The sequence below is a fragment of the Bacillus sp. D386 genome, from assembly GCF_006346415.1.
The window spans coordinates 291,510-313,833 of the sequence record NZ_VEMV01000005.1 but is presented as its reverse complement, the minus strand read 5'-3'; the positions used below and the strand labels follow the sequence as shown (position 1 = coordinate 313,833).

Sequence of the window (22,324 nt, the reverse complement as noted above, 5' to 3'; positions counted from 1 at the left end):
TACTTCTGTTAATCTTTAAAAATTGATAATAAAATGATAAGAAATGTGTATTAGAAGGGATGGGGACAGTGAAAGTCAGAAAAAAGAAAAAGAAAAAACATGTACCTGTTCGCCTGAATCTACTGTTTTTTGCAGTATTTGTAATGTTTTCTGCATTAATACTCCGTTTAGGAATTGTTCAGATTGTATATGGAGATGACTATAAGCGTGAAATAGAGCGGACAGAGGATGTAACTGTGAGCAATTCTGTGCCGAGGGGAAAAATATATGATCGAAATGGAAAAATCATCGTTGATAATCAACCTTTATATGCGATAACTTACACACGTACACAAAAAACCTCAAGCAAAGAGATGCTTGAAACTGCTGAAAAACTTTCCAAGCTAATTGAGGTTGATACTGATAAAGTTCGTGAAAGGGATATGAAAGACTTTTGGATTTTAAATAACCCAGAAGCTGCTAAAAAGAAAGTAACAGAAAAAGAATATCAGCAATTAAGTGATGGAAAGCTGACAGATGATGATATATACAAATTACAGCTTGAGCGAATTACTGAAAAAGAAATAGATTACAGTCAAAGTGAGTTGGAAGTGCTGGCGATCTATAGCAAGTTTATTGCCGGTTACTATTTAACTCCGCAAATTGTGAAAAATAAAGGAACGACATATGAAGAGGTAGCGAGAGTTAATGAGCAGATTGAATCTCTTCCAGGCGTTGATACAACAACAGATTGGGAACGTAAATATGCGTATGGCGATACGCTTAAATCTGTTTTAGGTAAAGTATCAAGTGCCAGCGAAGGATTGCCCTCTGATAAAACAAGTTATTATTTAGCTCGGGGCTACAGTCGAAATGATAGAGTTGGAACCTCCTACTTAGAACAGCAATATGAAGATTTATTACGCGGTCAACAGGAGAAAATTAGAAATGTAACTAATACATCCGGCGATATTGTCAGCACGGAGGTTATTTCTGAAGGACAAAGAGGTAAGGATCTTGTATTAACAGTTGATATGGATCTTCAAATAGCCACAGAAGAAATTATTGAAAAGCAATTGAAGGAAAAGAAAGCAAGCGGGAATACAAAATATCTCGATCGTGCTTTTGTTGTTGTAACGAATCCTAATACTGGTGAACTCCTAACTCTGGCTGGTAAACAATATGCAGCCGATGATAATGGAAAAATGCAAATGAATGATATGGCATTGGGAACTTTTACTTCATCCTATGCCATGGGCTCTTCAGTTAAAGGAGCAACTATTTTAACGGGATACCAGACCGGTGCAATAAAACCTGGACAAGTCATTTATGATGGACCAATGAAGATTAAAGCCACGCCAATTAAAAAATCATGGAAGAATTTTGGGAATATTAGTGACATTGAAGCACTGAAAGTATCCTCCAATGTCTACATGTTTAAAACAGCGATTGCTCTTGGTAAAGGAAACTATGTTCCGGGAGGCTCTCTGAAAGTTAATAACTCAGCATTCAGCACAATGAGGAATTATTACAGTCAATTTGGCTTAGGTGTTAAAACAGGTATAGACTTACCTGGTGAACAAATCGGCTATAAAGGATCCTCGCAGGGTGCCGGATTATTAATGGACTTTTCCATTGGCCAATACGATACGTATACTCCATTGCAGTTGGCTCAATATGTTTCTACCATTGCAAATGGAGGTAACCGTATAAAACCGCATGTTTTAAAACAAGTCCGTGAGCCAGTGGATGATGATGAAGATAATACGCTTGGACCGGTTATTAAAGAGGTTAAAACAGAAGTGATGAATACTCTTCCAATGAAAACTGAATGGATTGAACGTGTCCAGGAAGGATTTAGACAAGTTACCCAATCCACCGGAGGAACCGCCTACTCTTATTTTGGAAATGCTGACTATAAACCAGCAGGTAAAACAGGTACAGCGGAAGCCTTTTATGATGGACCTAAATGGGAAAAGGGTACTGTACAGCCAGAAACCTATAATATAACCTTTGTTACCTATGCTCCTGCCGATAACCCGGAAATTGCCATGAGTGTAGTAGTACCATGGGCTTACCAAAATTCGTCAGGACATAAAATGAACCTCGAAATCGCAAAAGAAGTTTATGAAAAATATTATGAATTAAAAGAAGAACGAGCTAAACAAAAATAAAAGATTAATAGAAAATTGGGTCTGCCTTGATTTATGGGGCAGACCTTTTTTATTTACTGCCAGCATAATTTAGGTAAGTATCATTCTTTTGGATTATTATTACAAATAAATAGTGCGGTTTCTAGGATTTTGCAGTCATCTTTACAATAAACTTTTGATTTTTTACACTACGTTTACAATTCTTTAACACAGTATTTAAACTTTATCTTTACTATAGAAAATGTAAAGGGTGAAAATTAAAAATTACAAATAAATAGCCAAAGTATATGGGAGGATTGGAAATGCGTAGAAGGAAAACAGCATTTATGATTACTTTGATACTTATAATCGGATTGCTGGCAGCTTGTACCAGTAATAATGGAGGAGGAGCAAAGGCGGGAAGCGGCTCTGAAGAAGAAGGATACACAGGAATCATAAATGCAGCTGGTTCTACAGCTTTACTACCATTGGCAGATGAAGCAGCAACTGAATTTATGGCGAAAAATCCAAATGTATCGGTTACTGTTCAAGGCGGTGGAAGCGGAACAGGTATAAATCAAGTGGCGAGTGGTGCAGTCAATATCGGAAACTCTGATCTACCTTCAGCAGATAAAATTGAAGATGAGAAATTAGCAGAAGAACTGGTCGATTATAAAGTAGCCGGTATTGCGTTTGGCATAGTGGTGAATGATGATGCCAATGTAGATAATTTAACAATTGAACAAATCCAAGGAATCTTCTCCGGAAAAATTAAAAACTGGAAAGAGGTTGGCGGAGCTGATTCAGAAATAAATGTCGTGAACAGACCAGAATCATCAGGCACCCGATATGCCTTTGAAAAAACAATCATGAAGGATGTCAGCATGAATACAGGGGTTGGAACAACTCAGGATTCTAATGGTGCTGTAGAAAACTCGATTAATTCCACACCTGGTTCTATTAGTTATCTGGCTATGAGCTACCTAGCTGAGGGGAAAGGCTCATCCTTAAAACCGGTAACTATTAATGGAGCTGAACCCACAATTGAGAATGTGGTAAATGGCAGCTACCCTTTTTGGTCCTATGAATATATGGTAACGAAAGGAGAAATAGGCGGAGCTGTTAAAGGTTATATGGATTTCATTAGGAGTGATGAGTTTGCTGAAACCGTTACAAAAATGGGATACATTCCAATGTTAGAGCTAGAAAATAAAGAATAATCCCAAGGATAAAGTAAACAGGAAGTCAAACAGCCTGGTTATCATCTGTTTGTCGGAAGGAGCGAAAAGGCTTGAATGATCATAAACCAATCAACTATTGGAAGAGTGAATATATCGGTCGGATTCTTGTTACATTATGTGGACTATTAATCGTCGTAACAACTTTGGCTATTATCGTTTTTATAACAGGAAAAGGTATTCAGTCATTTACAAACAGTAATATCTCTATCGTGGAGATGTTGACCTCAACAAACTGGAGTCCCAATGATGGGGAATATGGAGCTTTGATCTTTATCATTGGTTCTATACTTGTATCAATTGGTGCTATTGTTATCAGTGCACCTATTGCAATAGCTCTAGCAATATTTACGAACTTTATTTCCCCGAAATTCGGAAAAAAGGTCTTGCAGCCGGTTTTGGAATTGCTGGTTGGTATTCCATCCGTTGTTTATGGTTTGCTGGGTGTGACTTTATTAGTTCCCCTACTTAGAAATACATTCGGCGGAGTGGGATTCAGTTTAATAGCCGGGATAATAGTACTTAGTATCATGATATTACCGACAATTGCAAGCTTGGCAACAGATGCGTTAAAAAATGTCCCGCCACAACTTCTGGAAGCCTCCTATGGGCTCGGTTCCACGAGATGGCAGGCAATCAGCCGAGTAATCATTCCTGCCGCAAAGAATGGCATCTTTACAGGAATCGTTATGGGGCTTGCCCGTGCTTTTGGTGAAGCACTTGCCGTTCAGATGGTTATCGGAAATACGGTTAAATTGCCGACTGGCTTAAATGATCCCACGGCAACGTTAACTGGAATTTTAACGATGGACATGTCTAATACAATGAATGGAACTGCATGGAATAATGCATTATGGAGCCTCGCGCTAATTCTTTTAATCATGTCATTCTTATTCATCATGATTATTCGTTTTATCGGGAATAGGGGGGCACAGAAATGAGCGCTAGAACAGTAAATAAAATCTGGACGGGTATTTTCTATATCGTTGCTATTTTTGTCATTATTTTATTGAGTTATTTAGTATTTGAAATACTCAAAAAGGGCTGGGGTTTCTGGGATCCATCTTTTCTAACTGGTCGTTCCAGCAATATAGATGCTGGTGGGGGAATAGGATATCAGCTATTTAACTCTTTCTATATGTTAATTATTACTCTGATAATCTCTGTACCGCTTGGCTTAGGCGCAGGTATTTATTTGGCGGAGTATGCCAAACCCGGAAAGTTATTAACATTTATCCGGTTATGTATTGATACGATGGCATCTCTCCCGTCCATTGTAGTTGGTTTATTTGGTTTATTGGTATTTGTCACAGCTACAGGTTGGGGGTACACCATTATCGGAGGGGCACTAGCAATTACGATCCTGAATTTACCGAGTTTAACACGTGTCAGTGAAGCGGCAATTACAGAGGTATCAGCCGGCGTTAAAGAAGCCAGTCTGGGACTTGGGGCTACCAAATGGCAGACAATTGTAAAAATTGCTCTTCCTACAGCAATGCCTCAAATTATAACGGGAGTTATCCTGGCAGCCGGTCGTATTTTTGGTGAAGCAGCAGCGTTAATTTTTACAGCAGGATTGACAACACCAATCTTGAATACAGCAGCCGATCTAACAAGTCCGGTTAATCCTTTTAATATATTCAGACCTGCAGAGACATTGGCTGTTCATATTTGGAAATTAAATTCTGAAGGAATTGTTCCGGATGCAACGGCAATCGCAACTAAATCAGCAGCAGTATTGATTATAATGGTATTAATCTTTAATCTCCTTGCACGTTTATTCTCAAAAATTATCCAAAAACATTTTGAAGGCGGCAAAAGTAAAACAAAACAAAAGGCATCTGTGTCTTAAGTGAAATCACCATTACCAAGGGGGAAATTGAGATGATAGAATTAAAAGAAGCCAACCCGGCTAAAACGGAAAAGTCTAGTAAACTTGTTTACGATACACAGGGTTTGGATTTGTGGTATGGTGATCACCATGCTTTAAAGGATATTAATCTTGCCATTAATGAAAATGAAGTTACAGCCATTATTGGCCCATCTGGATGTGGGAAATCTACTTATATTAAAGTATTAAATAGAATGATTGAGCTTATTCCAAGTGTTCGTACTTCTGGTGATATATTTTACCGGGGACAGAATATCTTTGATAAAAATTTTCAAGTTGAAGAATTACGGACAAAAGTTGGAATGGTATTTCAGAAGCCAAATCCTTTTCCAAAGTCTATTTATGAAAATGTAGCATACGGACCTAAAATACATGGTATTAAAAACAAAAAAGAATTGGATGAAATTGTAGAAAAAAGCTTACGTGGCGCAGCAATCTGGGACGAAGTTAAGGATCGATTGCATACAAACGCCAACGGACTATCAGGCGGACAGCAGCAACGTATTTGTTTGGCACGATGCCTTGCCGTTTCTCCTGATGTGATATTAATGGATGAACCGACTTCCGCATTAGATCCAATTTCAACATTAAAGGTTGAAGAACTCGTACAAGAGTTGAAAGAGAAATTCAGTATTATTATCGTTACGCATAATATGCAGCAAGCAGCTCGTATATCTGACAAAACTGCCTTCTTCTTGAATGGTGAAGTCATTGAATATGACAAGACAGATAAGATTTTCTCAAACCCATATGATAAGAGAACAGAAGATTATATAACAGGACGTTTTGGATAAGCCAGATCATTTTGAAGGGAGAATAAAAAATGGTTTTAAGAGAAAAGTTCGAGAGCGAGCTAAAGGAATTAAAGCTTAAAGTAATAGATATGGAACGTTTTGCTTCATCTGCCTTGAATAAATCGTACCAAGCATTGCTGAAAAATGATGTAGAGCTAGCACTTTCTGTTATAGAGGATGATAAAAAACTTGATAAAATGGAAGAAGAGCTTGATGAACTGGCTATCTTGATGATTGCAAAGCAGCAGCCTGTTGCAACGGATTTAAGGCATATTGTTTCAGCTATTAAAATCGGTTCTGAAATTGAACGGGTTGGTGATTATGCAAAGAATATTGCCAAAACTGCGATTAGATTATCAAAGGAAGAAAAGCCCTTTGTTAATGAGGCTGTAGGCGAAATGCACGCCACTTGTATGAAGATGCTTGATATGTTCAATAAATCCTTTATGGAGGAAGATATTGTCCTTTCTAAGGAACTTGCAGAGCTTGATGATACAGTGGATGATTTATATGGACAGGAAATCCGTAAAATACTTGAAATGAAGCATCCTGAGTCTGCTACGGTTAACGAAAATTCTCAGTTATTGTTTATTGTCCGCCACTATGAAAGAATAGGCGATCATATAACTAATATGGCGGAAGAAACCCTTTATATGATTAAAGGAAGACACTATCATTTAAATGAATAGAATTGTGATAATAAAAATGGAGATTCCCATATAGGGTACTCCATTTTTTTCTTGTGCCTATTTTTAATGCTTAAAAAAACAGTGTCTTTATGCCCTGAAAACCAAAGTATGCCCCAAAACCGATTAGAGAAAGTCCTGAAAAGGCTGATATAGCTTTCAAGCTAGTGTCATTTAAAAATCTTCTGAACCCGGTTGTTAGAAAGGCAACGGTAATGTCCCAAAAGGTTAAGCCGAGGAAAATCATCAAGCTGTATACGAGAAGAGAGCTTGTTCCGTACGAAGTAACTGTTTTAGCGAGAACCGACCCATATATCCCTATCCAAAAGAGGATGGATAATGGACTTGTAATGGACATTATAAATCCAGTTAAAAAAGATTTCGATAACGAGTCCTTCGTACGATAATCTTCTAATGAAAGTGTATGGACCCTCAAAATGCTTTCAATTCCGGTATAAATAAGAACAAATCCTCCGAAGAGCCACAGGAAAATCTGGACATATGGAATCGTAATAAATTGTACAAAACCCAAATAGACCAATAACATGAATATTCCATCCGCAATCATAGATCCTGCGCCTACTATCCAGGCGTGTAAAAAACCATTTTTGATCCCCTTATCAATTCGGGCTGAGTTAACCGGACCAATGGGTGCCGCTAATGTTATTCCTAACAAAAAATAACTAAACATAATATGTCCGCTCACGCTTTCACTCCATCTTCTTATGTATTAGTAACTTGTACATATTATGAGGAAAGGTGGATAAGTATGTATAACAGTTTTATTGAGGCTGTAAAAAGTGTTTAACTAAACTCTAGCTTTATCTGACTAACGGACAATTCTTAAAGAGGTTTATAAATTGGTGACTTGGATATAAGAAAATAACATTTATTCATAAAAGGAGAATGAGAAGAATGAAGGAAAAAGAGACAGTAGAAGTGGACGGAGTACCTATAACCTATTTTCTGAGTGAAAAAGCGGTTCATATAGACAATAATAAAGAATTGGAATCCATCATCCCAAACCCTAAAACAGCCATTAAGCTGGCAAGGAAACTGAAAGCAAACTATCAAAAGAAATACGGAAGGGAATTATCGGTATCTGAGCTCTCTATGGCTATTGAAATCTACGGGCATATCTATCCAGAAAAAATGGCCAAAGCGATAAAAGAACTGCCTTTACCCGGTTTTGTTGATCAAGCGATGGAAAATTTGATTGAAAAAGCCGATATTATCGATTCAGGGGAAGAGAGTATTGATCAAAACAGAAAAATCTGGGATGTTATCGCAAAGGTCATCCCAGTTTGAAAATCTGCCACTTTGATGCACTATTTACCCTTCGTTAAAATGGCAGATAAGGCAGCATAGTCCATGTTTTTATAAACTGTATAGGTCCCAGTCTGAATCTTTTTTGTGAGATCCCGATCATTCAAGTAGGTAGAAAACTTTTCAGTATCCTCAATCACGCGCTCCTCTTTTAAAAGGCTGATAATCTCGTCGGTAGCCATTCCAGGCTTAATCGATAATTTAATGGCTACAGTTTCTTCTTTATTACTTTGTTGATTTTCTGTTTTTAGTTGATTAATAGATTGAAGGTTCTTTTGATAGTCATCCCACTCACTTTTTGATAAAACATGATAACCATCCTCCTGTAGAGTTTTATGAGCGTCCTCGCTTGAAAGAGGCACCCTTTTAGCTGTTGATTCATCTGCAGAAAGATAATATGCCGTAAATACGCTTGTGGCTAAAAAAATACCTGCAGCTGCTCCAGATATGTATGGTCGGTTCAATGAAGATCGCCTCCCTGACTTTCAAGGATTCTAATTACCTCATTGTTTGATAATGCAGATTGTCTGGAAATTTGTTCAATCGATAATCCTTGTTTGTACAAATGAATGACCTGATTTTGAATAACCTCGTGTATGGGCGAGGAATTAGTTAAAAAAGATACCTCTGATAACGATTCCTCGTGCAGGATTTCCTCTTCAAGTGCACGAATTCGTTTTTTATTATATACATTTCCTGTACATGCTCTAATGAAAGCTGTTCAATCTCTTTTTCTACTTTAGTTTCCTGTCCTTTATAAAATAACCATAGCAAGAACAGTAAGGCAGATAGAGAAAATAAACAAATCATAATGACTATCATGAATACCTCCCAAATTAAATTACAATCCCTATTGTACAACAATTTTCACTTGATTTTGGTAAAAATATATGAAAAAGGAAGTATTACTCATAATTTGGAAGTAGGTAGTGCTTCTTCGACAATTTGCGTTCATTGTCATCTGGTTCATGGAGTGTTAGGATTTAATGGAAGATATTAGTGGTTCGCTAAAGAAGGCAAGATGAATGAAAGGGGTGGGACCGCATGGACCAGTTAGACTCTTTAAATAAAAATACTAAAAAAGCCAGCTGTAAAAGGCTTGTCGATGATAAATCCGGATTAATTGTACCCTATCTTTGGTGCAAAAACGATCAAGATCAAGAGGGGATATCTGCTGCAGTACAGTTAACAAATAATGATTATTTCGATAGAGTAGATGTAGTCTGCAAAAATGATGGGGATCGGCCACTTGAGATGAAGATATTTTTTGTCCATGAGGCCTTCAGTGAAGTATCAGCAAGTTTTTATAGTCCTGCGGATTCTTTAATCTATTTATATGGTAAGAATACGATAAGCTTATTAAATGGAAATGATTGTGCATCTATATCGATAATGGAACGAAAACATAAAAAAGCGGTGTACGAATTAATGGAAAATGGCCAAATTATCCACTCTCCTTTAGCCAGAGGCCTAGTTGTCTGTACAACGATGTACAAGCTTTTAGTTGAGCCCGGAGTAAAAATGGGGGTCTCTAATTGGATAATTACAGGCAAGAATAAAGAGGAAGTTATGCTGTTTGATTACTTGGTCAAAAATCAGACTAGCATTTATTAGTGAAAGGTGATATTATAGAAAAGTCGTATAAAATGAAGTTTTGAATGAACTGGAGGGACTCACATGCGTGTAAACATTACTTTAGCTTGCACAGAGTGCGGTGAGCGTAATTATATCAGCACAAAAAATAAACGTAATAATCCTGATCGTCTTGAGCTTAAAAAATATTGCCCAAGAGAGAAGCGTACAACTGCACACCGCGAAACAAAATAAAACAACAGGAGGTTCTCTCCTGTTGTTTTTTTTGGAATTATATAGAATTTAAGGGGATTTAACGTAATGTTAAAGGGAGAATTGAGATCGACTTATCGGAGTTTATTAGCGGAATTTCCATCATACGAGCGGGATATATATACATCTAAAATTGTCGAATACTTATTTAGTCATGATATATGGAAGAATGCAAAGACAATCGGAATCACAATTTCTCGGCATCCTGAGATTGAAACCAAAGGGATTATCGAGAGAGCGTGGAAAGAGAATAAGAATATCGTGATTCCAAAATGCTATCCACATACAAAACAAATGGAATTTTATGACTATTATCCGAATACGATACTTGAGTCAGTTTATAGTGGCTTAAAAGAGCCCAGACCGGATAAAACACAAAAGATAGAATCCGACCAAATCGATATAATGGTTGTTCCGGGACTCCTATTCTCAACATCTGGATATCGGATTGGATTTGGCGGCGGCTATTATGATCGTTATTTGACATCATTTTATGGAATCAAACTTTCGCTGGCGTTTATGATGCAAATAAGAGATGATATCCATACAGAAGAGTTCGACATCCCTGTCGACCATCTATTCACAGAACAAGGGGTAATAAATTGTGGGTAACTTAATCATTTATGGCGCTGTTGCTATCGGCTCCTACGGGGCTTATCGGCTTAAAGCTCTGAGTAAATCCGGTGCTCTCGCAGCATTTCTTTTGGGAGCTTCGATTGTTATAGGACTTGGATGGGAAGGTTTACTGCTAATTGGTTTGTTTTTTTCCTCATCTAGTTTGTTTTCCAGCTACAAAAAAAGAATTAAGCAGAGTATTGATAAAAAATTAGCAAACGGAAGCAGGCGAAATTGGGCCCAGGTGGCAGCAAATGGCGGTCCTGCTGGTATAAGTTCTTTATTTTATTTTATATCTGACGGTTCGGATATCTGGTTAATTTCCTTTATCGTATCAATTTCAGCAGCTACTTCTGATACATGGTCATCTGAACTTGGAGTATTGAGTAAATCTGACCCAATCCATATAATCAGTTTGAAAAGATGTGAACGGGGTACTTCAGGGGCAGTCTCAGTCCATGGAACTCTGGCCGGGCTGTTTGGCTCCATATTCATTGCAGTAATAGCAGGTATACTGTTTAATCTGTCATTTTCAACAATTCTCCTACTGAGTGCATTCGGATTTCTGGGCAGTATTCTGGATACCTTACTGGGGGCTTTCCTGCAAGTCGAATATATATGCCCAGTTTGTTCGGTTCATACGGAGAAAAAAGTGCACTGCAATACACGGACTGTTAAAAGGAAAGGAATTAACTGGATTAATAACGAAACTGTAAATCTAAGCTCAATTCTGATAAGCACTATTTTTTGTATAATAACTTGGTATAGTATCACATAATACTAGGGTATAAAGAGCTTGTATGCAGTGTGAAAAGGTGGTTTTTGTTAATGAAAAAGAATGTAAATCGTGTTGTCCTTGTTGGTACAGGTTTTGTTGGAAGCAGCTATGCATTCGCTATGTTAAATCAGGGAATTGCTGAAGAATTTGTTTTAATTGATTTAAATAAGGATAAAGCAGAAGGCGATGCAATGGACTTGAATCATGGAACTCCATTTGCACCGAATAGAACGAAAATTTGGTTCGGAGATTATTCAGACTGTAAAGATGCAGACATTATCGTTCTAACTGCAGGAGCGAATCAGAAGCCTGGTGAAACACGCTTAGATTTAGTTGAAAAAAATATGAAAATCTTTAAATCCATTGTTGGAGAAATTATGGCTAATGGATTTAATGGGATCTTTCTTGTGGCTGCGAACCCAGTTGATATCCTTACATATGCAACATGGAAATTTTCAGGTCTTCCTAAACATCGCGTACTTGGCTCTGGTACGATTCTTGATACGGCCAGATTTCGATTTATGTTAAGCGATTATTTTGAAGTGGATCCTCGAAATGTCCATGCCTATATCATTGGAGAACATGGGGATACAGAATTACCTGTATGGAGCCATGCCAATGTAGGCGGAAAGAATATGAACGAACTGATTAAAGATAAACCTAATCATTCCATGGAAGATTTGGATAAGATTTTTATTAATGTACGTGATGCAGCTTATGAAATCATTAATCGAAAAGGTGCAACATTCTATGGAATTGCCATGGGTCTGGTTCGTATTACAAAAGCCATCCTTCAGAATGAAAACAGCATTTTGACAGTGTCAACCTTCCTAGATGGGGAGTACGGACAAGAAGATGTGTATGTAGGTGTCCCTGCGATAGTAAACCGTGAAGGAATTTCTGATATCCTCGAACTGAAATTATCAGATGATGAGCAAGAGAAATTTTCACATTCTGTTAAAGTATTAAAAGAAACGATGAATCCAATTCTTGATCAGTTACTATAAGTAGAATAAAAATCCCTCCTGTTCACCAAACTATATGGTAATACAGGAGGGATTTTTACATGAATAAATTCTTAATTATTTTCGTATCTGGCATAATAGGGTATATAGTGTTTCAAAAGAGGTCTTCCATTATGAAGAATCAAGTACTGCGCAACATCCTTATAGCCGTTCTAATGGAATTGCCAATTTTTAAAACTGTGCAAGATCAAACATAATGACCAGAGGAATTATTTCTGTTCCTCTTACGTAATGATAAAATAGATATAGAAACTTTTTAGGGAGAGAAAGTAGGGGAATCCGTGAGTTTTAAAGAAGAATATATCTATTGGTCCTTTATCAATCAATTGATTACGAAAAAAGGGTATCGATTTATATCTGCATCCACTGATCAGCAAGAAATATGGCTTGAAAATCAGTCGAGTCGGATAGATCCCCTAATCCGTATAAAAAGAGAAGATTTGGATTGGTCCAATAATATGAAGCGTGACCGAAATCTTGTACTGCAGAATGCAGAGAAGATTCGTAGGTTTCTTTCCAGGAAGGAACTAACGGTTAAAACCATTTATGTTAGTCAATATGCTCCGGTTGATGATTATTCGGATGTCCTTGGAAGATACTCAAACGAAAGTCGTGCAAAAATTACGATTGATACCATGATTTTTCAAACAGAGGCTATGGAAGAATCTTTGACGGAATTGGAAAGCTTTCTGGGGTTTCCGTTGGAAGTGGTCAACAGGGATTATGAGTTTATAGAAGAAAATGAAATTAACCATCTTAAAGAAGATGCTTTGGCTGCTTCTTACCAAAAGCAGAAACAAGATGAACAAATCTTTAGCCATGGCAAACCAATCTTTACATACTTGTTAATGGCCATCCAAGTTCTTGTGTTTATTTTACTCGAGATGCGTGGCGGAAGTACAAACACTGAAACCCTCATCCAATTTGGTGCAAAGTATAACCCATTGATTATGGAAGGGGAATGGTGGAGATTCTTCACACCCATCTTTCTTCATATTGGATTTACACACTTGATTCTGAACACCTTAAGTTTGTATTTTGTCGGAGTTATTGTTGAGCGTATTTATGGAAGCTTAAGATTTCTGGTTATTTACTTTTTTGCAGGCTTTATTGGTTCGGTAGCAAGTTTTATTTTGATGCCCAATCTATCAGCCGGTGCCAGTGGTGCGATATTTGGCTTACTCGGTGCCTTGCTATTGTTTGGTATACTCCACCCCAATCTCTTTTTCAGAACAATGGGATGGAATGTGATTGTAATTTTGGCCATCAACCTGGTTATTACATTCTCTGCAGATGCTATAGATAGTGCCGGCCATATCGGCGGTTTAATAGGTGGATTCCTCGCAGCAGCGATTGTCAGATTGCCGAAAAATCCTAAGCTTGCCGTGCAAATGGGTGCGCTGCTCCTGACCGTTTTGTTAACAATAGGAGCTTTAGTATATGGGTATTCATCAAATGAATCTGACCATAAATATCATAATGATGTCACTCTTGCTCATGAATATGTGAATTCTAAGGAATATGCCAAAGCCTATGAGCTTATCGAAGGCTATCTAAAGGAAGAAGACGCTCCAGAAGCATATTTTTTAGCAGGATATATAAAGTATCATCAATATGATCTGAAAGCGGCTGAGACGTATTTTCTAAAAGCCATTGAACAGCAAGAAGTGTTTCCAGAAGCATATTATGATATTGGACTGCTCTACTGGCAACTGGGACAAATCGATAAAGCTAAAGATTATATCCAAATAGCAGTTTATCAGGAACCGGATAATGAAGATTATAAAACAACGCTGAATGAGCTTGATTCCGAATAGTTATCTTACTTTAAGGCAGCTGCTGATAATATTCATGTATATTGCCTGATTTATCCTGAATAAGAATAATTAGTTTGTTTGAGTCTTGTTTACGCAAAATCAAGGGGATGGTACTGTCTATCGGATTTATGACTGTACCATCCTGTTTTTTTATTCCTGAAACATAAATGGAATAAAAAGCTTCCCATAGCTTTTCCGTAATCTCCAGACGCTTTTGCTCTGAATATCCGGCTAATAATCTTTTTTCTTCAGTCGAAAACTGTGTCAGGGGAACTACGTGATACCTTGTAATATCAATCTTTTTGTTATCTGTATAGCGATTGAGCACTTTAGTCAGCCTGGAATTACTTACAGAAGACAGGGTAAAGGCCCATTCCTTTTGTTCCTCGGTTTCAGGAGAATGAAATGATTTGGTTGGTCCATAACGTGAAGCAATGACAAACAGATTACTATCAGTTAATTTAAATGAGCTGGTAATCTTGTCGTTTTCCGTATGAATCTCAGCATAATGAATGGTAACCACTTGAAATAAAGAAGATTCATGAGCTTTTACGGTTGTCTTTTGGGATATTCGATCTGTATTCTGCTCCCATTTCTTTGTAAACTCTTTTAAACGACCGTTTTGAAAAAGAAGTGAGAAATCCTGTCTGAGATAACTTGTTTGATTTAAAATAGATTCAGTCGATAACGCAACATCGTACTGTTCTGTATCTTTTTCCTGCTTAGGCATGACAAGGGAAGAGGTTGTTTTAATAAACGCAGCCTTTTGATTAAGTGGAAAATATTTAATAACAGCTATATCCCTTTGTATATAAAGCTGTTTCCACCACATAAAGGTAAATATGAGTACTAAACCGACTATTAGGTAACCAATATATTTTTTCAAAAGGATTCTCTCCTCACTTTAGATTATTGCCTTACGTATATATTCTTAAATGGATGTCAAATGATAAATAGACGGATGCTTTGTCCTAAGCAATATATGTGTAACTCTAAATACATATGCTTTGTTTATAAATGTCACAATTGACGGAATACAGAAAGAAAGTATCTTGAGGAGAACAACTAAATTCAGATATACTAAAGAAGCAGGAAGGAATGTGACAAAAATGAAATCCGTATATGAAATTCAACAATATTTAAAGAGGTTTGGAACCATCATATACATGGGTGATCGATTAGCTGATCTAGAGATGATGGCAGGAGAATTAAGAGAGCTATTTCACTCTCAATTGATTGAAATCAGAGATTATCAAACGGCAATTTTAATCTTGAAACAAGAAATAGAGTATGAGAAGGAAAAGCAACAGCTAAAACAAAAACAATCGAAAAGGTGAATCAATATGCTGGGGAAACAAGATTGGTTACTGGGAATTGATATTGGCGGTACAACGATTAAGCTTGCTTTTATAGATAAAGAAGGGACCATTGTACATAAATGGGAAATCATAACGAGAACGGAAGAAAATGGTCTGCATATTGTTTCTGACATCGGCAAATCTGTCAGGGCAAAATTGGAAGAATGGCAGGATGGTAATTTAGTAGGTGTCGGAATGGGTGCTCCTGGTCCAGTTAATTTTGAGAACGGTTCAATCTATGTGGCCGTGAATATCGGTTGGAGAGATTTTCCTTTAAAGGAGTTGCTGGAAAAAGAATTAGGAATTCCTGCAGTGGTTGATAACGATGCGAATGTAGCATCCTTCGGTGAGTTTTGGAAGGGAGCAGGAAAAGGTACAAATGATTTAGTCTGTATCACTCTCGGAACTGGTGTGGGTGGCGGTGTAATCACTAATAAGCATTTGGTGCATGGAATTAGTGGGGCAGCTGGTGAGCTCGGTCACATAACGGTTCAGCCAGAGGGTGGAGCTCCTTGTAACTGTGGGAAAACAGGCTGTGTTGAAACGATCGCCTCAGCTACCGGTATCGTAAGGCTGGCGTTAGAGAAGATTAAAGAGAAACCAGATTCGGACCTCTCGATTGTTTTTAACGAAAATGGGTTGATCACTTCTAAAGACGTAGTTGATTGTGCTATAGGCGGAGACCAGGCAAGTCAGGATGTCCTTGATGAGGTAGCTAAATACCTTGGACTTGCAGCTGCCAATGTGGGCAATATGATTAACCCCGACATCATCGTAATCGGTGGTGGTGTTTCAAAAGCTGGGGACATTATTTTAAAACCAATTGAGAAATACTTTAAGCAATTTGCCTTTCCGCGGGTTGCGGAATCAACTGAAATCAAAGTTGCATCTCTTGGTAATGATGCGGGTGTTATAGGCGCAGCGGGCTTAATCATGCAGCAACTAGGACAAGAGATTTAAGAGTCCACGTGCTGAGGTAAACGTTAATTACTTAGTAGAATTTAATTAATTTTGGAAGCATTTCAATGTATTTTGTTGAAGTGCTTTTTTATTTGCAAAAGTTTTTATAAAGGAAAATAAAAACCATATGTCGAAATTAATTTGATGAGTATAACATGAAAATCCGATGATAGAGGGTTTGGGGGATGAGGGTGCCGAAGCATATTGTATCTGCAGCAACGGTTGTATTAAACGATGCTGGGGAAATTTTGTTGATTAGGGGTCCGCACCGGGGGTGGGAAATGCCTGGAGGACAAGTCGAGGAAGGCGAGTCACTCAAAGATGCTGCGATAAGAGAAACAAAAGAGGAATCGGGGATTGATATCGTAGTAACTAAATTTTGTGGTGTTTTTCAAAATATAGACCATTCTATTTGTAACACCTTATTCTTGGGTAAGGCGATTGGAGGTACTCCCACTACCAGCCCTGAAAGTTTAGAGGTAGGTTTTTATCCCATAGCAGAGGCATTGGAAATGGTAACCTGGAATAATTTTAGACAAAGAATCGAGTATTGTCTGGACGAAAGCATTCAGCCGTTTTATGTAGAATTTAATGGTAAGTATCGTGAGGGAGCTATAGGTGAATGAAGCCAATCAAAATCAAACAGCGGGTGTCATTTATTTAGTTTTAAAAGGGGGTTTCCATTTGTTTAATAGTGTTCTGTCTCAAACCTTTATAAATTTTGCTGAAAGAGAATGTATAGGCTCCAGCAGGCTATACGAGCACTTATCTATAAAAATTTCTGGAGATGAAGCGCTTTTAGAGATATGTATGAATGCGAGGGAGGGTCAGCCAGTACCAAATCTCTTATTCGGTGCTGTCCACTATCTTCTGTTAAAGGGTAAAGAACATTCACTGAAAGAGTATTATCCTAGTTTGGTTGAGTATCCGAAAGCATATATGGAATCTTATGGACCTTTTAGGGATTTTTGCTTTACTTATCGAGAAGAGATTGAATTTATTCTTAGATCGAGACGGGTTCAAACCAATGAAGTGCGAAGATGTGCATACCTGTACCCCGCCTTTTGTACTGTTCATGAGATAGCAAAGAAACCCTTGGCACTTATTGAAATTGGAACAAGTGCAGGATTACAGCTTCTTTGGGATCACTATTCATATACATATGGGCAAGAAAGTACCTATGGAAATTCAGAATCTAAACTTACAATTTCAGCAGAAATAAAAGGAGAAAATGTACCAAACCTTCCCTTCATACCGCCGCCAGTTTCAATTAGGATTGGCTTGGATTTACATACGGTTGATTTAAATGTTGAGGACGAAAAATTGTGGCTTAAATCCTTAATATGGCCCGAGTATGCGGAGCGGCTGTCTATGTTTGAAAAAGCTGCAGCCTATGTGAAGGGGAGTTCCTTAAGATTGATAAATGGTGATGGCGCTGATCTATTACCTGACTGTATACAGGATATCCCAGAGAATCATGCTGTTTGTATTTTTCATACACATGTTGCTAACCAAATGCCAATGGATGTGAAAAAGCATCTGTTGGAAACCATCAAGGATATTGGGAAGATGAGAGAGGTATTTCATATTTATAATAATATTCAAGATAGATATTTGCATCTGGATTATTATTTGGATGGCATTCTGAACAAAAATACGATTGCAGAAACCGACGGGCACGGCAGATGGTTTAAATGGTTATGGGAGAGTGAGCGGACAATTAGTCAGTAGGAAATGAAATTCGCCCTTTTGAATTTGTTTTCTTTGAAGGGATATTTTTAACTAAATCAATTAATTAGGTATTAATCCAATACGGGTTAATGCCTTTTTTTTTCGTTGACCCAACTGTTTTTCATTCGGTTTGAATTGGATAGTTGAGTGAGGATGTAGGAGGTACTTGTCAAAGGACAGAGATAGCCGCACCAAACCATATGCCGGGGTAGTAAAGGTGCCTGAAAGGTGGGTGAAGTATGTAGGAAAGCAGCTATGCCCCACCTATGAAGTACCTATGCCCCAGCTATACCGGGGTAAAGGTGCCTGAAAGGTGGTTGAAGTGTGTAGGAAAGCAGCTATGCCCCACCTATGAAGTACCTATGCTCCAGCTATACCGGGGTAAAAGTGCCTGAAAGGTGGTTGAAGTGTGTAGGAAAGCAGCTATGCCCCACCTATGAAACACCTATGCCCCATCTACACCCTGCCTTTCCCCAGCCCATACCCGTTAAATGGCATACTAAAAAGGCTTATACAGTTAAAGGCAACTATAATCAAGCTGTTTTTTACGAATCTATACATAATATCTGTTAGCTTCTGTATTTTTTGATCGGAGTATTCATAAAATGAGTAGAAAAGGATGTGATTCTATGGAAGTCATCATAAAGAAGCCTGACTTATTATCGAGATTGGCCGTTTTGTATTCTATACCGATCGCACTTTTACGGGAATGTAATTTACATATTAGTAATAATGGGCTATCTGTTGGCGATATGGTTCATATACCTGGATATTGGACAAGGGAGGAAAGGTTATCGTCCTTGGATATCACACACCCTGTAGAACGTGAAAGAATTCAGGTAGCTAATTCAATGGAGAGTATGGAAGAGAATTCGAAGCAATCTGTTAGATTGCCTGTGAAAATTCAACATAGTATTGTGGATCAGACTTGTCCATATTCATCAAGTAAATGCATGAATGACATGGAAATACTTACAACCATCTATCCTTTCCTGCAGATGAAATCTATCGGGAAATCTGAACTTGGCCAGGATATTTGGGAACTGCGAATTGGTATTGGTCCAAAAAAAGTCCATATGAATGCCTCGATGCATGCGAATGAATGGATTACTAGCTTGGTTTTAATGAAGTGGCTGAATGATTATTTACTGGCATTAACAACGGGGACAAATTTAGGAGAATGTTCAGCATTGGAGCTATTCCTGGAGTGTGATTTGTCACTTGTTATGATGGTGAATCCTGATGGTGTAGATTTAGTAGTAAATGGTCCATCTGAAAAAATGAAAAAAGATTTAATTAGGATGAATGATGGAAGAGAAGAATTTTTAGGCTGGAAAGCGAATATTAGAGGAATTGACTTAAATAATCAATTTCCGGCAAACTGGGAGATTGAGAAAAAGAGAAAACGGCCCAAAAAACCAGCAGCAAGAGATTTTCCTGGAATCGAGCCATTAACAGAAAGTGAAGTGAAATCACTGGTTGCACTTGTGCAGAAGGAAGGGTTCGATCGTGTAGTTTCTCTGCACACTCAGGGAGAAGAATTTTATTGGGGATATGAGAAAAAAGAGCCGGAAATCACCTCTGTTATGGCTATGGAATTTACTGCAAGATCAGGCTACAAGGCCGTTCGCTATATTGATAGCCATGCAGGCTTTAAGGATTGGTTTATTGATCAGTTCAAGAAGCCTGGATTTACATTAGAGCTGGGTAAAGGAATCAATCCTCTTCCTTTATCACAATTTGAACAAATTTATCGGGATACAAAACCAATTTTAAATGCTTGTCTTTATTTATAGAAGACAGGAACTGTTGAACGAAAAAGAGGAATCCTGTTTAAAGGATTCCTCTTTTTCAGATGTAAAGCGTATACAATAATTAATGTACAGCAGGATAGCCGTCTCTAATGAAGGTCATGATGGCGAACCAGCCAAATACAACGGCAGTACCCAAAGCGAATACTAGACCAAGGAAATTTTTGTTTTTAAAGGCGCTGATTAATGCGAAAATAGCCAAAATGGCAACTAAACCAAAAATAATTACCAATCCCATTTCATATACCTCCCCTGGAATTATTAAGTAATAAAACCCAATAAATCATTAAATTGTAAAATAAATGCATTCAATAGTATTTTAATTCTTTTCAGATTATTTGTCGAGATATTATAGGCGATTTGGAAGGAATAGGAACAATAAAGTATAAGACTCTTTATACAAAACCATCACTTGTGTAAAATAAAAGAAACTAAACTGATACTTCAGGGGGAAAGACATGAAGAAAACATGGAAAAGAGTTCCTTTAGGGCCTTTGCAAACAAATTGTTATTTATATGCCAAGCAGGATGGTGAATGTTTAATCATCGACCCGGGCGAGGAAGCAGAAAAGCTGATACAAATCATTCGTGAAAAGAAATGGAAGCCGATTGCGATCTTATTAACTCACGCTCATTTTGACCATATAGGGGCAGTGGACAGGGTACGGGAAGTATTTAGTATTCCGGTTTATGTACACAAAAAAGAAACAGAATGGTTAACAAATCCAGCTTTGAACGGTTCGCGATTTTTCCAACTTGGTGAGATTAAGGCTGCTCCCGCAGAAAATGTGATTTCAGAGGAAGGTATTCTAAAAATCGGGGATTTCACATTTAATGTACTGTTTACACCTGGACATTCTCCAGGAAGTGTTTCTTATTATGATAAGGACGAGGCGATTGTATTTTCAGGGGATGCATTATTTCATATGAGTATAGGCCGGACCGATTTACCTGGTGGAAATCATCAACAGCTAATGGATAGTCTTCATAAAAAATTATTAACTCTTCCAAAAGATACGCTTTGTTTATCTGGACATGGGCCGGAAACCATCATTGAAGATGAGATGAATCATAATCCATTTTTAAGGTAATAGGTGTACTAATTGTAGACCCTCCTTAACAATTAGATAAGGAGGGTCAGGGGGTATTTCCTATAAAATGGGAGGGGCCATTTTAAGTTATACCATAAATTTACAATAGGGATAATGTGATGTCAACGCCTATTGTGGAAATATTTATAAAATTAGGTGGATTTATGAAAGACATAATCATTCGGTCCATTGAGGAAACAGAAGATTTATTTTTACCGTATGACAAATATATAGAGTTGGCATTGTATCATCCTGAATATGGCTATTACCAACGGAGAAAGGATAAAATTGGAAGTAGCGGTGATTTCTATACTTCGGTGAGTATGTCCCCTGTCTTTGGTGAATTTATAGGTAAATGGGCAGGAAGGAAGCTAATTGAATCTGACCTGCCTCCCGCTATATGTGAGCTTGGCGGCGGCACCGGGAAGATGGCATGTGATTTTTTGAGAGGATTGGAACTGTACAACCCAGAGCTGGCATCTAATGCAATTTATTATATTGTTGAATCCAGTTCCTATCATCGAGAATTGATTTTAGATACGGCGGCAAAGGATGATAGAATTCGTTTGTTAGATTCTATCAAGGATATGCCACTAATAGAAGGTTTCATTTTTTCAAATGAATTTTTTGATGCTTTTCCAGTTCATGTTTTGATTAAAGATAAGAATCAGTGGAAAGAAGCGGGCGTCACAGTAAAGAATGGAGAGCTATTTGAAACGACCAGAGATCTCAATAATCAGATGATTTTAGCCGTTATAGAGAAGTTGAATATCCCGGAGTTTATTTATCGTATAGAGGTGCCATGCCCAATGATGGTTGCCTACGAGCAAATTGTCGATAAAATGAAGAGTGGATATCTCATGACGATAGATTATGGAATGGATGCGGAGGATTTGTATATACCTGCCCGTAAAAATGGTACCTTAAGAGGATTTAAGGACCATCAATTAATCGGCTCAATTCTCGAAAATCCAGGAGAAACAGATATAACGAGTACCGTCAATTTTTCATTGCTTAAATGTGAAGGGAAGAGAAGAGGGCTTGATCTAGAGTACTGGGGAGGACAACAGTCATTTTTATTAGAGGAAGGGATATTGGATGAGCTGGTTCCACATGCGGATGCAGATCCTTTTTCTCCTGTCGCCAGGCGCAACAGACAAATCAAACAATTAGTTCTGGGAGACTGGATTAGTGATAGTTTCAGTGTTTTAGTTCAATCTAAGAATATAAAAAAACCTTGATTGCTC

The 22,324-nt window shown here is 37.7% G+C and carries 25 protein-coding genes; 21 read left to right on the top strand and 4 right to left on the bottom strand.

Annotated features, from left to right (window positions below):
- Positions 1-68 precede the first annotated feature (68 nt).
- The 6 genes from FHY45_RS16470 (at position 69) to phoU (ending at position 6,723) form a co-directional block, all read left to right on the top strand.
- A complete protein-coding gene (locus tag FHY45_RS16470; RefSeq protein ID WP_254654710.1) occupies positions 69-2,153 on the top strand; it encodes a peptidoglycan D,D-transpeptidase FtsI family protein in 2,085 nt (694 codons plus the stop codon).
- A gap of 281 nt (positions 2,154-2,434) precedes the next feature.
- The gene (locus FHY45_RS16465; RefSeq protein ID WP_139892573.1) at positions 2,435-3,331 is read left to right on the top strand and encodes a phosphate ABC transporter substrate-binding protein PstS family protein; all 897 of its coding nucleotides are present in this window, start codon (positions 2,435-2,437) and stop codon (positions 3,329-3,331) included.
- Positions 3,332-3,402: 71 nt separating this feature from the next.
- Complete coding sequence (pstC, locus tag FHY45_RS16460; protein WP_139892570.1) at positions 3,403-4,290, top strand: phosphate ABC transporter permease subunit PstC; 888 nt, start codon at positions 3,403-3,405, stop codon at positions 4,288-4,290.
- Positions 4,287-5,201, top strand: coding sequence for a phosphate ABC transporter permease PstA (pstA, locus tag FHY45_RS16455; RefSeq protein WP_139892568.1), 915 nt, complete (start codon positions 4,287-4,289; stop codon positions 5,199-5,201). The genes pstC and pstA overlap by 4 nt, the downstream gene beginning before the upstream one ends.
- A 32-nt stretch (positions 5,202-5,233) precedes the next feature.
- The gene (gene pstB, locus FHY45_RS16450) at positions 5,234-6,034 is read left to right on the top strand and encodes a phosphate ABC transporter ATP-binding protein PstB (protein ID WP_139892566.1); all 801 of its coding nucleotides are present in this window, start codon (positions 5,234-5,236) and stop codon (positions 6,032-6,034) included.
- A 29-nt stretch (positions 6,035-6,063) separates the two neighbouring features.
- Complete coding sequence (gene phoU, locus FHY45_RS16445) at positions 6,064-6,723, top strand: phosphate signaling complex protein PhoU (protein WP_139892564.1); 660 nt, start codon at positions 6,064-6,066, stop codon at positions 6,721-6,723.
- Between the two features lie 70 nt (positions 6,724-6,793).
- Here phoU and FHY45_RS16440 read toward each other — a convergent pair whose 3' ends face one another.
- Positions 6,794-7,411 carry a LysE family transporter gene (locus FHY45_RS16440; protein ID WP_139892647.1) on the bottom strand — a complete coding sequence of 206 codons (618 nt, stop codon included), beginning with the start codon at positions 7,409-7,411 and terminating at the stop codon, positions 6,794-6,796.
- A gap of 224 nt (positions 7,412-7,635) precedes the next feature.
- Between FHY45_RS16440 and FHY45_RS16435 the strand changes: the two genes are divergently transcribed.
- Positions 7,636-8,028: a hypothetical protein gene (locus FHY45_RS16435; RefSeq protein ID WP_139892562.1), complete on the top strand. Its 393-nt coding sequence runs from the start codon at positions 7,636-7,638 to the stop codon at positions 8,026-8,028.
- A gap of 20 nt (positions 8,029-8,048) precedes the next feature.
- Here the strand turns inward: FHY45_RS16435 and FHY45_RS16430 are convergent, their stop codons facing one another.
- Positions 8,049-8,510, bottom strand: a complete 462-nt coding sequence (locus tag FHY45_RS16430; protein ID WP_139892560.1) for an MltG/YceG/YrrL family protein — start codon at positions 8,508-8,510, stop codon at positions 8,049-8,051.
- Positions 8,511-9,090: 580 nt separating this feature from the next.
- Here FHY45_RS16430 and FHY45_RS16425 point away from each other — a divergent pair.
- The 7 genes from FHY45_RS16425 (at position 9,091) to FHY45_RS16400 (ending at position 14,126) form a co-directional block, all read left to right on the top strand.
- On the top strand, positions 9,091-9,660 hold the full coding sequence (locus tag FHY45_RS16425; protein ID WP_139892558.1) for a hypothetical protein: 570 nt from the start codon (positions 9,091-9,093) through the stop codon (positions 9,658-9,660).
- Between the two features lie 63 nt (positions 9,661-9,723).
- Positions 9,724-9,873, top strand: a complete 150-nt coding sequence (gene rpmG, locus FHY45_RS16420) for a 50S ribosomal protein L33 (RefSeq protein ID WP_066105110.1) — start codon at positions 9,724-9,726, stop codon at positions 9,871-9,873.
- 66 nt (positions 9,874-9,939) lie between these two features.
- Entirely contained in the window at positions 9,940-10,503 is a 564-nt protein-coding gene (locus FHY45_RS16415) for a 5-formyltetrahydrofolate cyclo-ligase (RefSeq protein ID WP_139892556.1), read from the top strand.
- Entirely contained in the window at positions 10,496-11,284 is a 789-nt protein-coding gene (locus FHY45_RS16410) for a DUF92 domain-containing protein (protein ID WP_180350006.1), read from the top strand. The genes FHY45_RS16415 and FHY45_RS16410 overlap by 8 nt, the downstream gene beginning before the upstream one ends.
- Positions 11,285-11,334: 50 nt before the next feature.
- The gene (locus FHY45_RS16405; RefSeq protein WP_066105102.1) at positions 11,335-12,291 is read left to right on the top strand and encodes an L-lactate dehydrogenase; all 957 of its coding nucleotides are present in this window, start codon (positions 11,335-11,337) and stop codon (positions 12,289-12,291) included.
- Positions 12,292-12,350: 59 nt separating this feature from the next.
- On the top strand, positions 12,351-12,506 hold the full coding sequence (locus tag FHY45_RS20650; protein WP_175354273.1) for a hypothetical protein: 156 nt from the start codon (positions 12,351-12,353) through the stop codon (positions 12,504-12,506).
- Between the two features lie 84 nt (positions 12,507-12,590).
- A complete protein-coding gene (locus FHY45_RS16400) occupies positions 12,591-14,126 on the top strand; it encodes a rhomboid family intramembrane serine protease (RefSeq protein WP_139892552.1) in 1,536 nt (511 codons plus the stop codon).
- 10 nt (positions 14,127-14,136) lie between these two features.
- Here the strand turns inward: FHY45_RS16400 and FHY45_RS16395 are convergent, their stop codons facing one another.
- A complete protein-coding gene (locus FHY45_RS16395; protein WP_066105093.1) occupies positions 14,137-15,012 on the bottom strand; it encodes a hypothetical protein in 876 nt (291 codons plus the stop codon).
- A gap of 223 nt (positions 15,013-15,235) precedes the next feature.
- Here FHY45_RS16395 and FHY45_RS16390 point away from each other — a divergent pair, with 223 nt between their 5' ends.
- The 5 genes from FHY45_RS16390 to FHY45_RS16370 all read left to right on the top strand — a co-directional run bounded on the left by FHY45_RS16390 (position 15,236) and on the right by FHY45_RS16370 (position 19,971).
- Positions 15,236-15,463 carry a YqgQ family protein gene (locus FHY45_RS16390; RefSeq protein ID WP_066105666.1) on the top strand — a complete coding sequence of 76 codons (228 nt, stop codon included), beginning with the start codon at positions 15,236-15,238 and terminating at the stop codon, positions 15,461-15,463.
- Between the two features lie 6 nt (positions 15,464-15,469).
- The gene (locus FHY45_RS16385) at positions 15,470-16,444 is read left to right on the top strand and encodes an ROK family glucokinase (RefSeq protein WP_066105090.1); all 975 of its coding nucleotides are present in this window, start codon (positions 15,470-15,472) and stop codon (positions 16,442-16,444) included.
- 185 nt (positions 16,445-16,629) lie between these two features.
- Positions 16,630-17,070 (top strand): NUDIX hydrolase, encoded by a 441-nt coding sequence (locus FHY45_RS16380; protein WP_139892551.1) that lies wholly within the window; start codon positions 16,630-16,632, stop codon positions 17,068-17,070.
- A 58-nt stretch (positions 17,071-17,128) separates the two neighbouring features.
- Entirely contained in the window at positions 17,129-18,175 is a 1,047-nt protein-coding gene (locus FHY45_RS16375) for a DUF2332 domain-containing protein (RefSeq protein ID WP_139892646.1), read from the top strand.
- 605 nt (positions 18,176-18,780) lie between these two features.
- Complete coding sequence (locus tag FHY45_RS16370; RefSeq protein WP_257469161.1) at positions 18,781-19,971, top strand: M14 family metallopeptidase; 1,191 nt, start codon at positions 18,781-18,783, stop codon at positions 19,969-19,971.
- Between the two features lie 79 nt (positions 19,972-20,050).
- Here FHY45_RS16370 and FHY45_RS16365 read toward each other — a convergent pair whose 3' ends face one another.
- Positions 20,051-20,224: a DUF2759 domain-containing protein gene (locus FHY45_RS16365; RefSeq protein WP_066105081.1), complete on the bottom strand. Its 174-nt coding sequence runs from the start codon at positions 20,222-20,224 to the stop codon at positions 20,051-20,053.
- Positions 20,225-20,444: 220 nt separating this feature from the next.
- Here FHY45_RS16365 and FHY45_RS16360 point away from each other — a divergent pair, with 220 nt between their 5' ends.
- Positions 20,445-21,077: an MBL fold metallo-hydrolase gene (locus FHY45_RS16360; protein ID WP_139892550.1), complete on the top strand. Its 633-nt coding sequence runs from the start codon at positions 20,445-20,447 to the stop codon at positions 21,075-21,077.
- Positions 21,078-21,241: 164 nt separating this feature from the next.
- Positions 21,242-22,318, top strand: a complete 1,077-nt coding sequence (locus FHY45_RS16355) for a class I SAM-dependent methyltransferase (RefSeq protein ID WP_180350005.1) — start codon at positions 21,242-21,244, stop codon at positions 22,316-22,318.
- Positions 22,319-22,324 lie beyond the last annotated feature (6 nt).

What these genes read in the sequence shown, in the direction of transcription:
- FHY45_RS16465 (WP_139892573.1), top strand. Translation starts at nt 2,435, where the DNA reads ATGCGTAGAAGGAAAACAGCATTTATGATTACTTTGATACTTATAATC.
- pstA (WP_139892568.1), top strand. Translation starts at nt 4,287, where the DNA reads ATGAGCGCTAGAACAGTAAATAAAATCTGGACGGGTATTTTCTATATC.
- pstB (WP_139892566.1), top strand. Translation starts at nt 5,234, where the DNA reads ATGATAGAATTAAAAGAAGCCAACCCGGCTAAAACGGAAAAGTCTAGT.
- phoU (WP_139892564.1), top strand. Translation starts at nt 6,064, where the DNA reads ATGGTTTTAAGAGAAAAGTTCGAGAGCGAGCTAAAGGAATTAAAGCTT.
- FHY45_RS16440 (WP_139892647.1), bottom strand. Translation starts at nt 7,411, where the DNA reads ATGTTTAGTTATTTTTTGTTAGGAATAACATTAGCGGCACCCATTGGT.
- FHY45_RS16435 (WP_139892562.1), top strand. Translation starts at nt 7,636, where the DNA reads ATGAAGGAAAAAGAGACAGTAGAAGTGGACGGAGTACCTATAACCTAT.
- FHY45_RS16425 (WP_139892558.1), top strand. Translation starts at nt 9,091, where the DNA reads ATGGACCAGTTAGACTCTTTAAATAAAAATACTAAAAAAGCCAGCTGT.
- rpmG (WP_066105110.1), top strand. Translation starts at nt 9,724, where the DNA reads ATGCGTGTAAACATTACTTTAGCTTGCACAGAGTGCGGTGAGCGTAAT.
- FHY45_RS16415 (WP_139892556.1), top strand. Translation starts at nt 9,940, where the DNA reads ATGTTAAAGGGAGAATTGAGATCGACTTATCGGAGTTTATTAGCGGAA.
- FHY45_RS16405 (WP_066105102.1), top strand. Translation starts at nt 11,335, where the DNA reads ATGAAAAAGAATGTAAATCGTGTTGTCCTTGTTGGTACAGGTTTTGTT.
- FHY45_RS20650 (WP_175354273.1), top strand. Translation starts at nt 12,351, where the DNA reads ATGAATAAATTCTTAATTATTTTCGTATCTGGCATAATAGGGTATATA.
- FHY45_RS16390 (WP_066105666.1), top strand. Translation starts at nt 15,236, where the DNA reads ATGAAATCCGTATATGAAATTCAACAATATTTAAAGAGGTTTGGAACC.
- FHY45_RS16385 (WP_066105090.1), top strand. Translation starts at nt 15,470, where the DNA reads ATGCTGGGGAAACAAGATTGGTTACTGGGAATTGATATTGGCGGTACA.
- FHY45_RS16380 (WP_139892551.1), top strand. Translation starts at nt 16,630, where the DNA reads ATGAGGGTGCCGAAGCATATTGTATCTGCAGCAACGGTTGTATTAAAC.
- FHY45_RS16370 (WP_257469161.1), top strand. Translation starts at nt 18,781, where the DNA reads ATGAGTAGAAAAGGATGTGATTCTATGGAAGTCATCATAAAGAAGCCT.
- FHY45_RS16365 (WP_066105081.1), bottom strand. Translation starts at nt 20,224, where the DNA reads ATGGGATTGGTAATTATTTTTGGTTTAGTTGCCATTTTGGCTATTTTC.
- FHY45_RS16360 (WP_139892550.1), top strand. Translation starts at nt 20,445, where the DNA reads ATGAAGAAAACATGGAAAAGAGTTCCTTTAGGGCCTTTGCAAACAAAT.
- FHY45_RS16355 (WP_180350005.1), top strand. Translation starts at nt 21,242, where the DNA reads ATGAAAGACATAATCATTCGGTCCATTGAGGAAACAGAAGATTTATTT.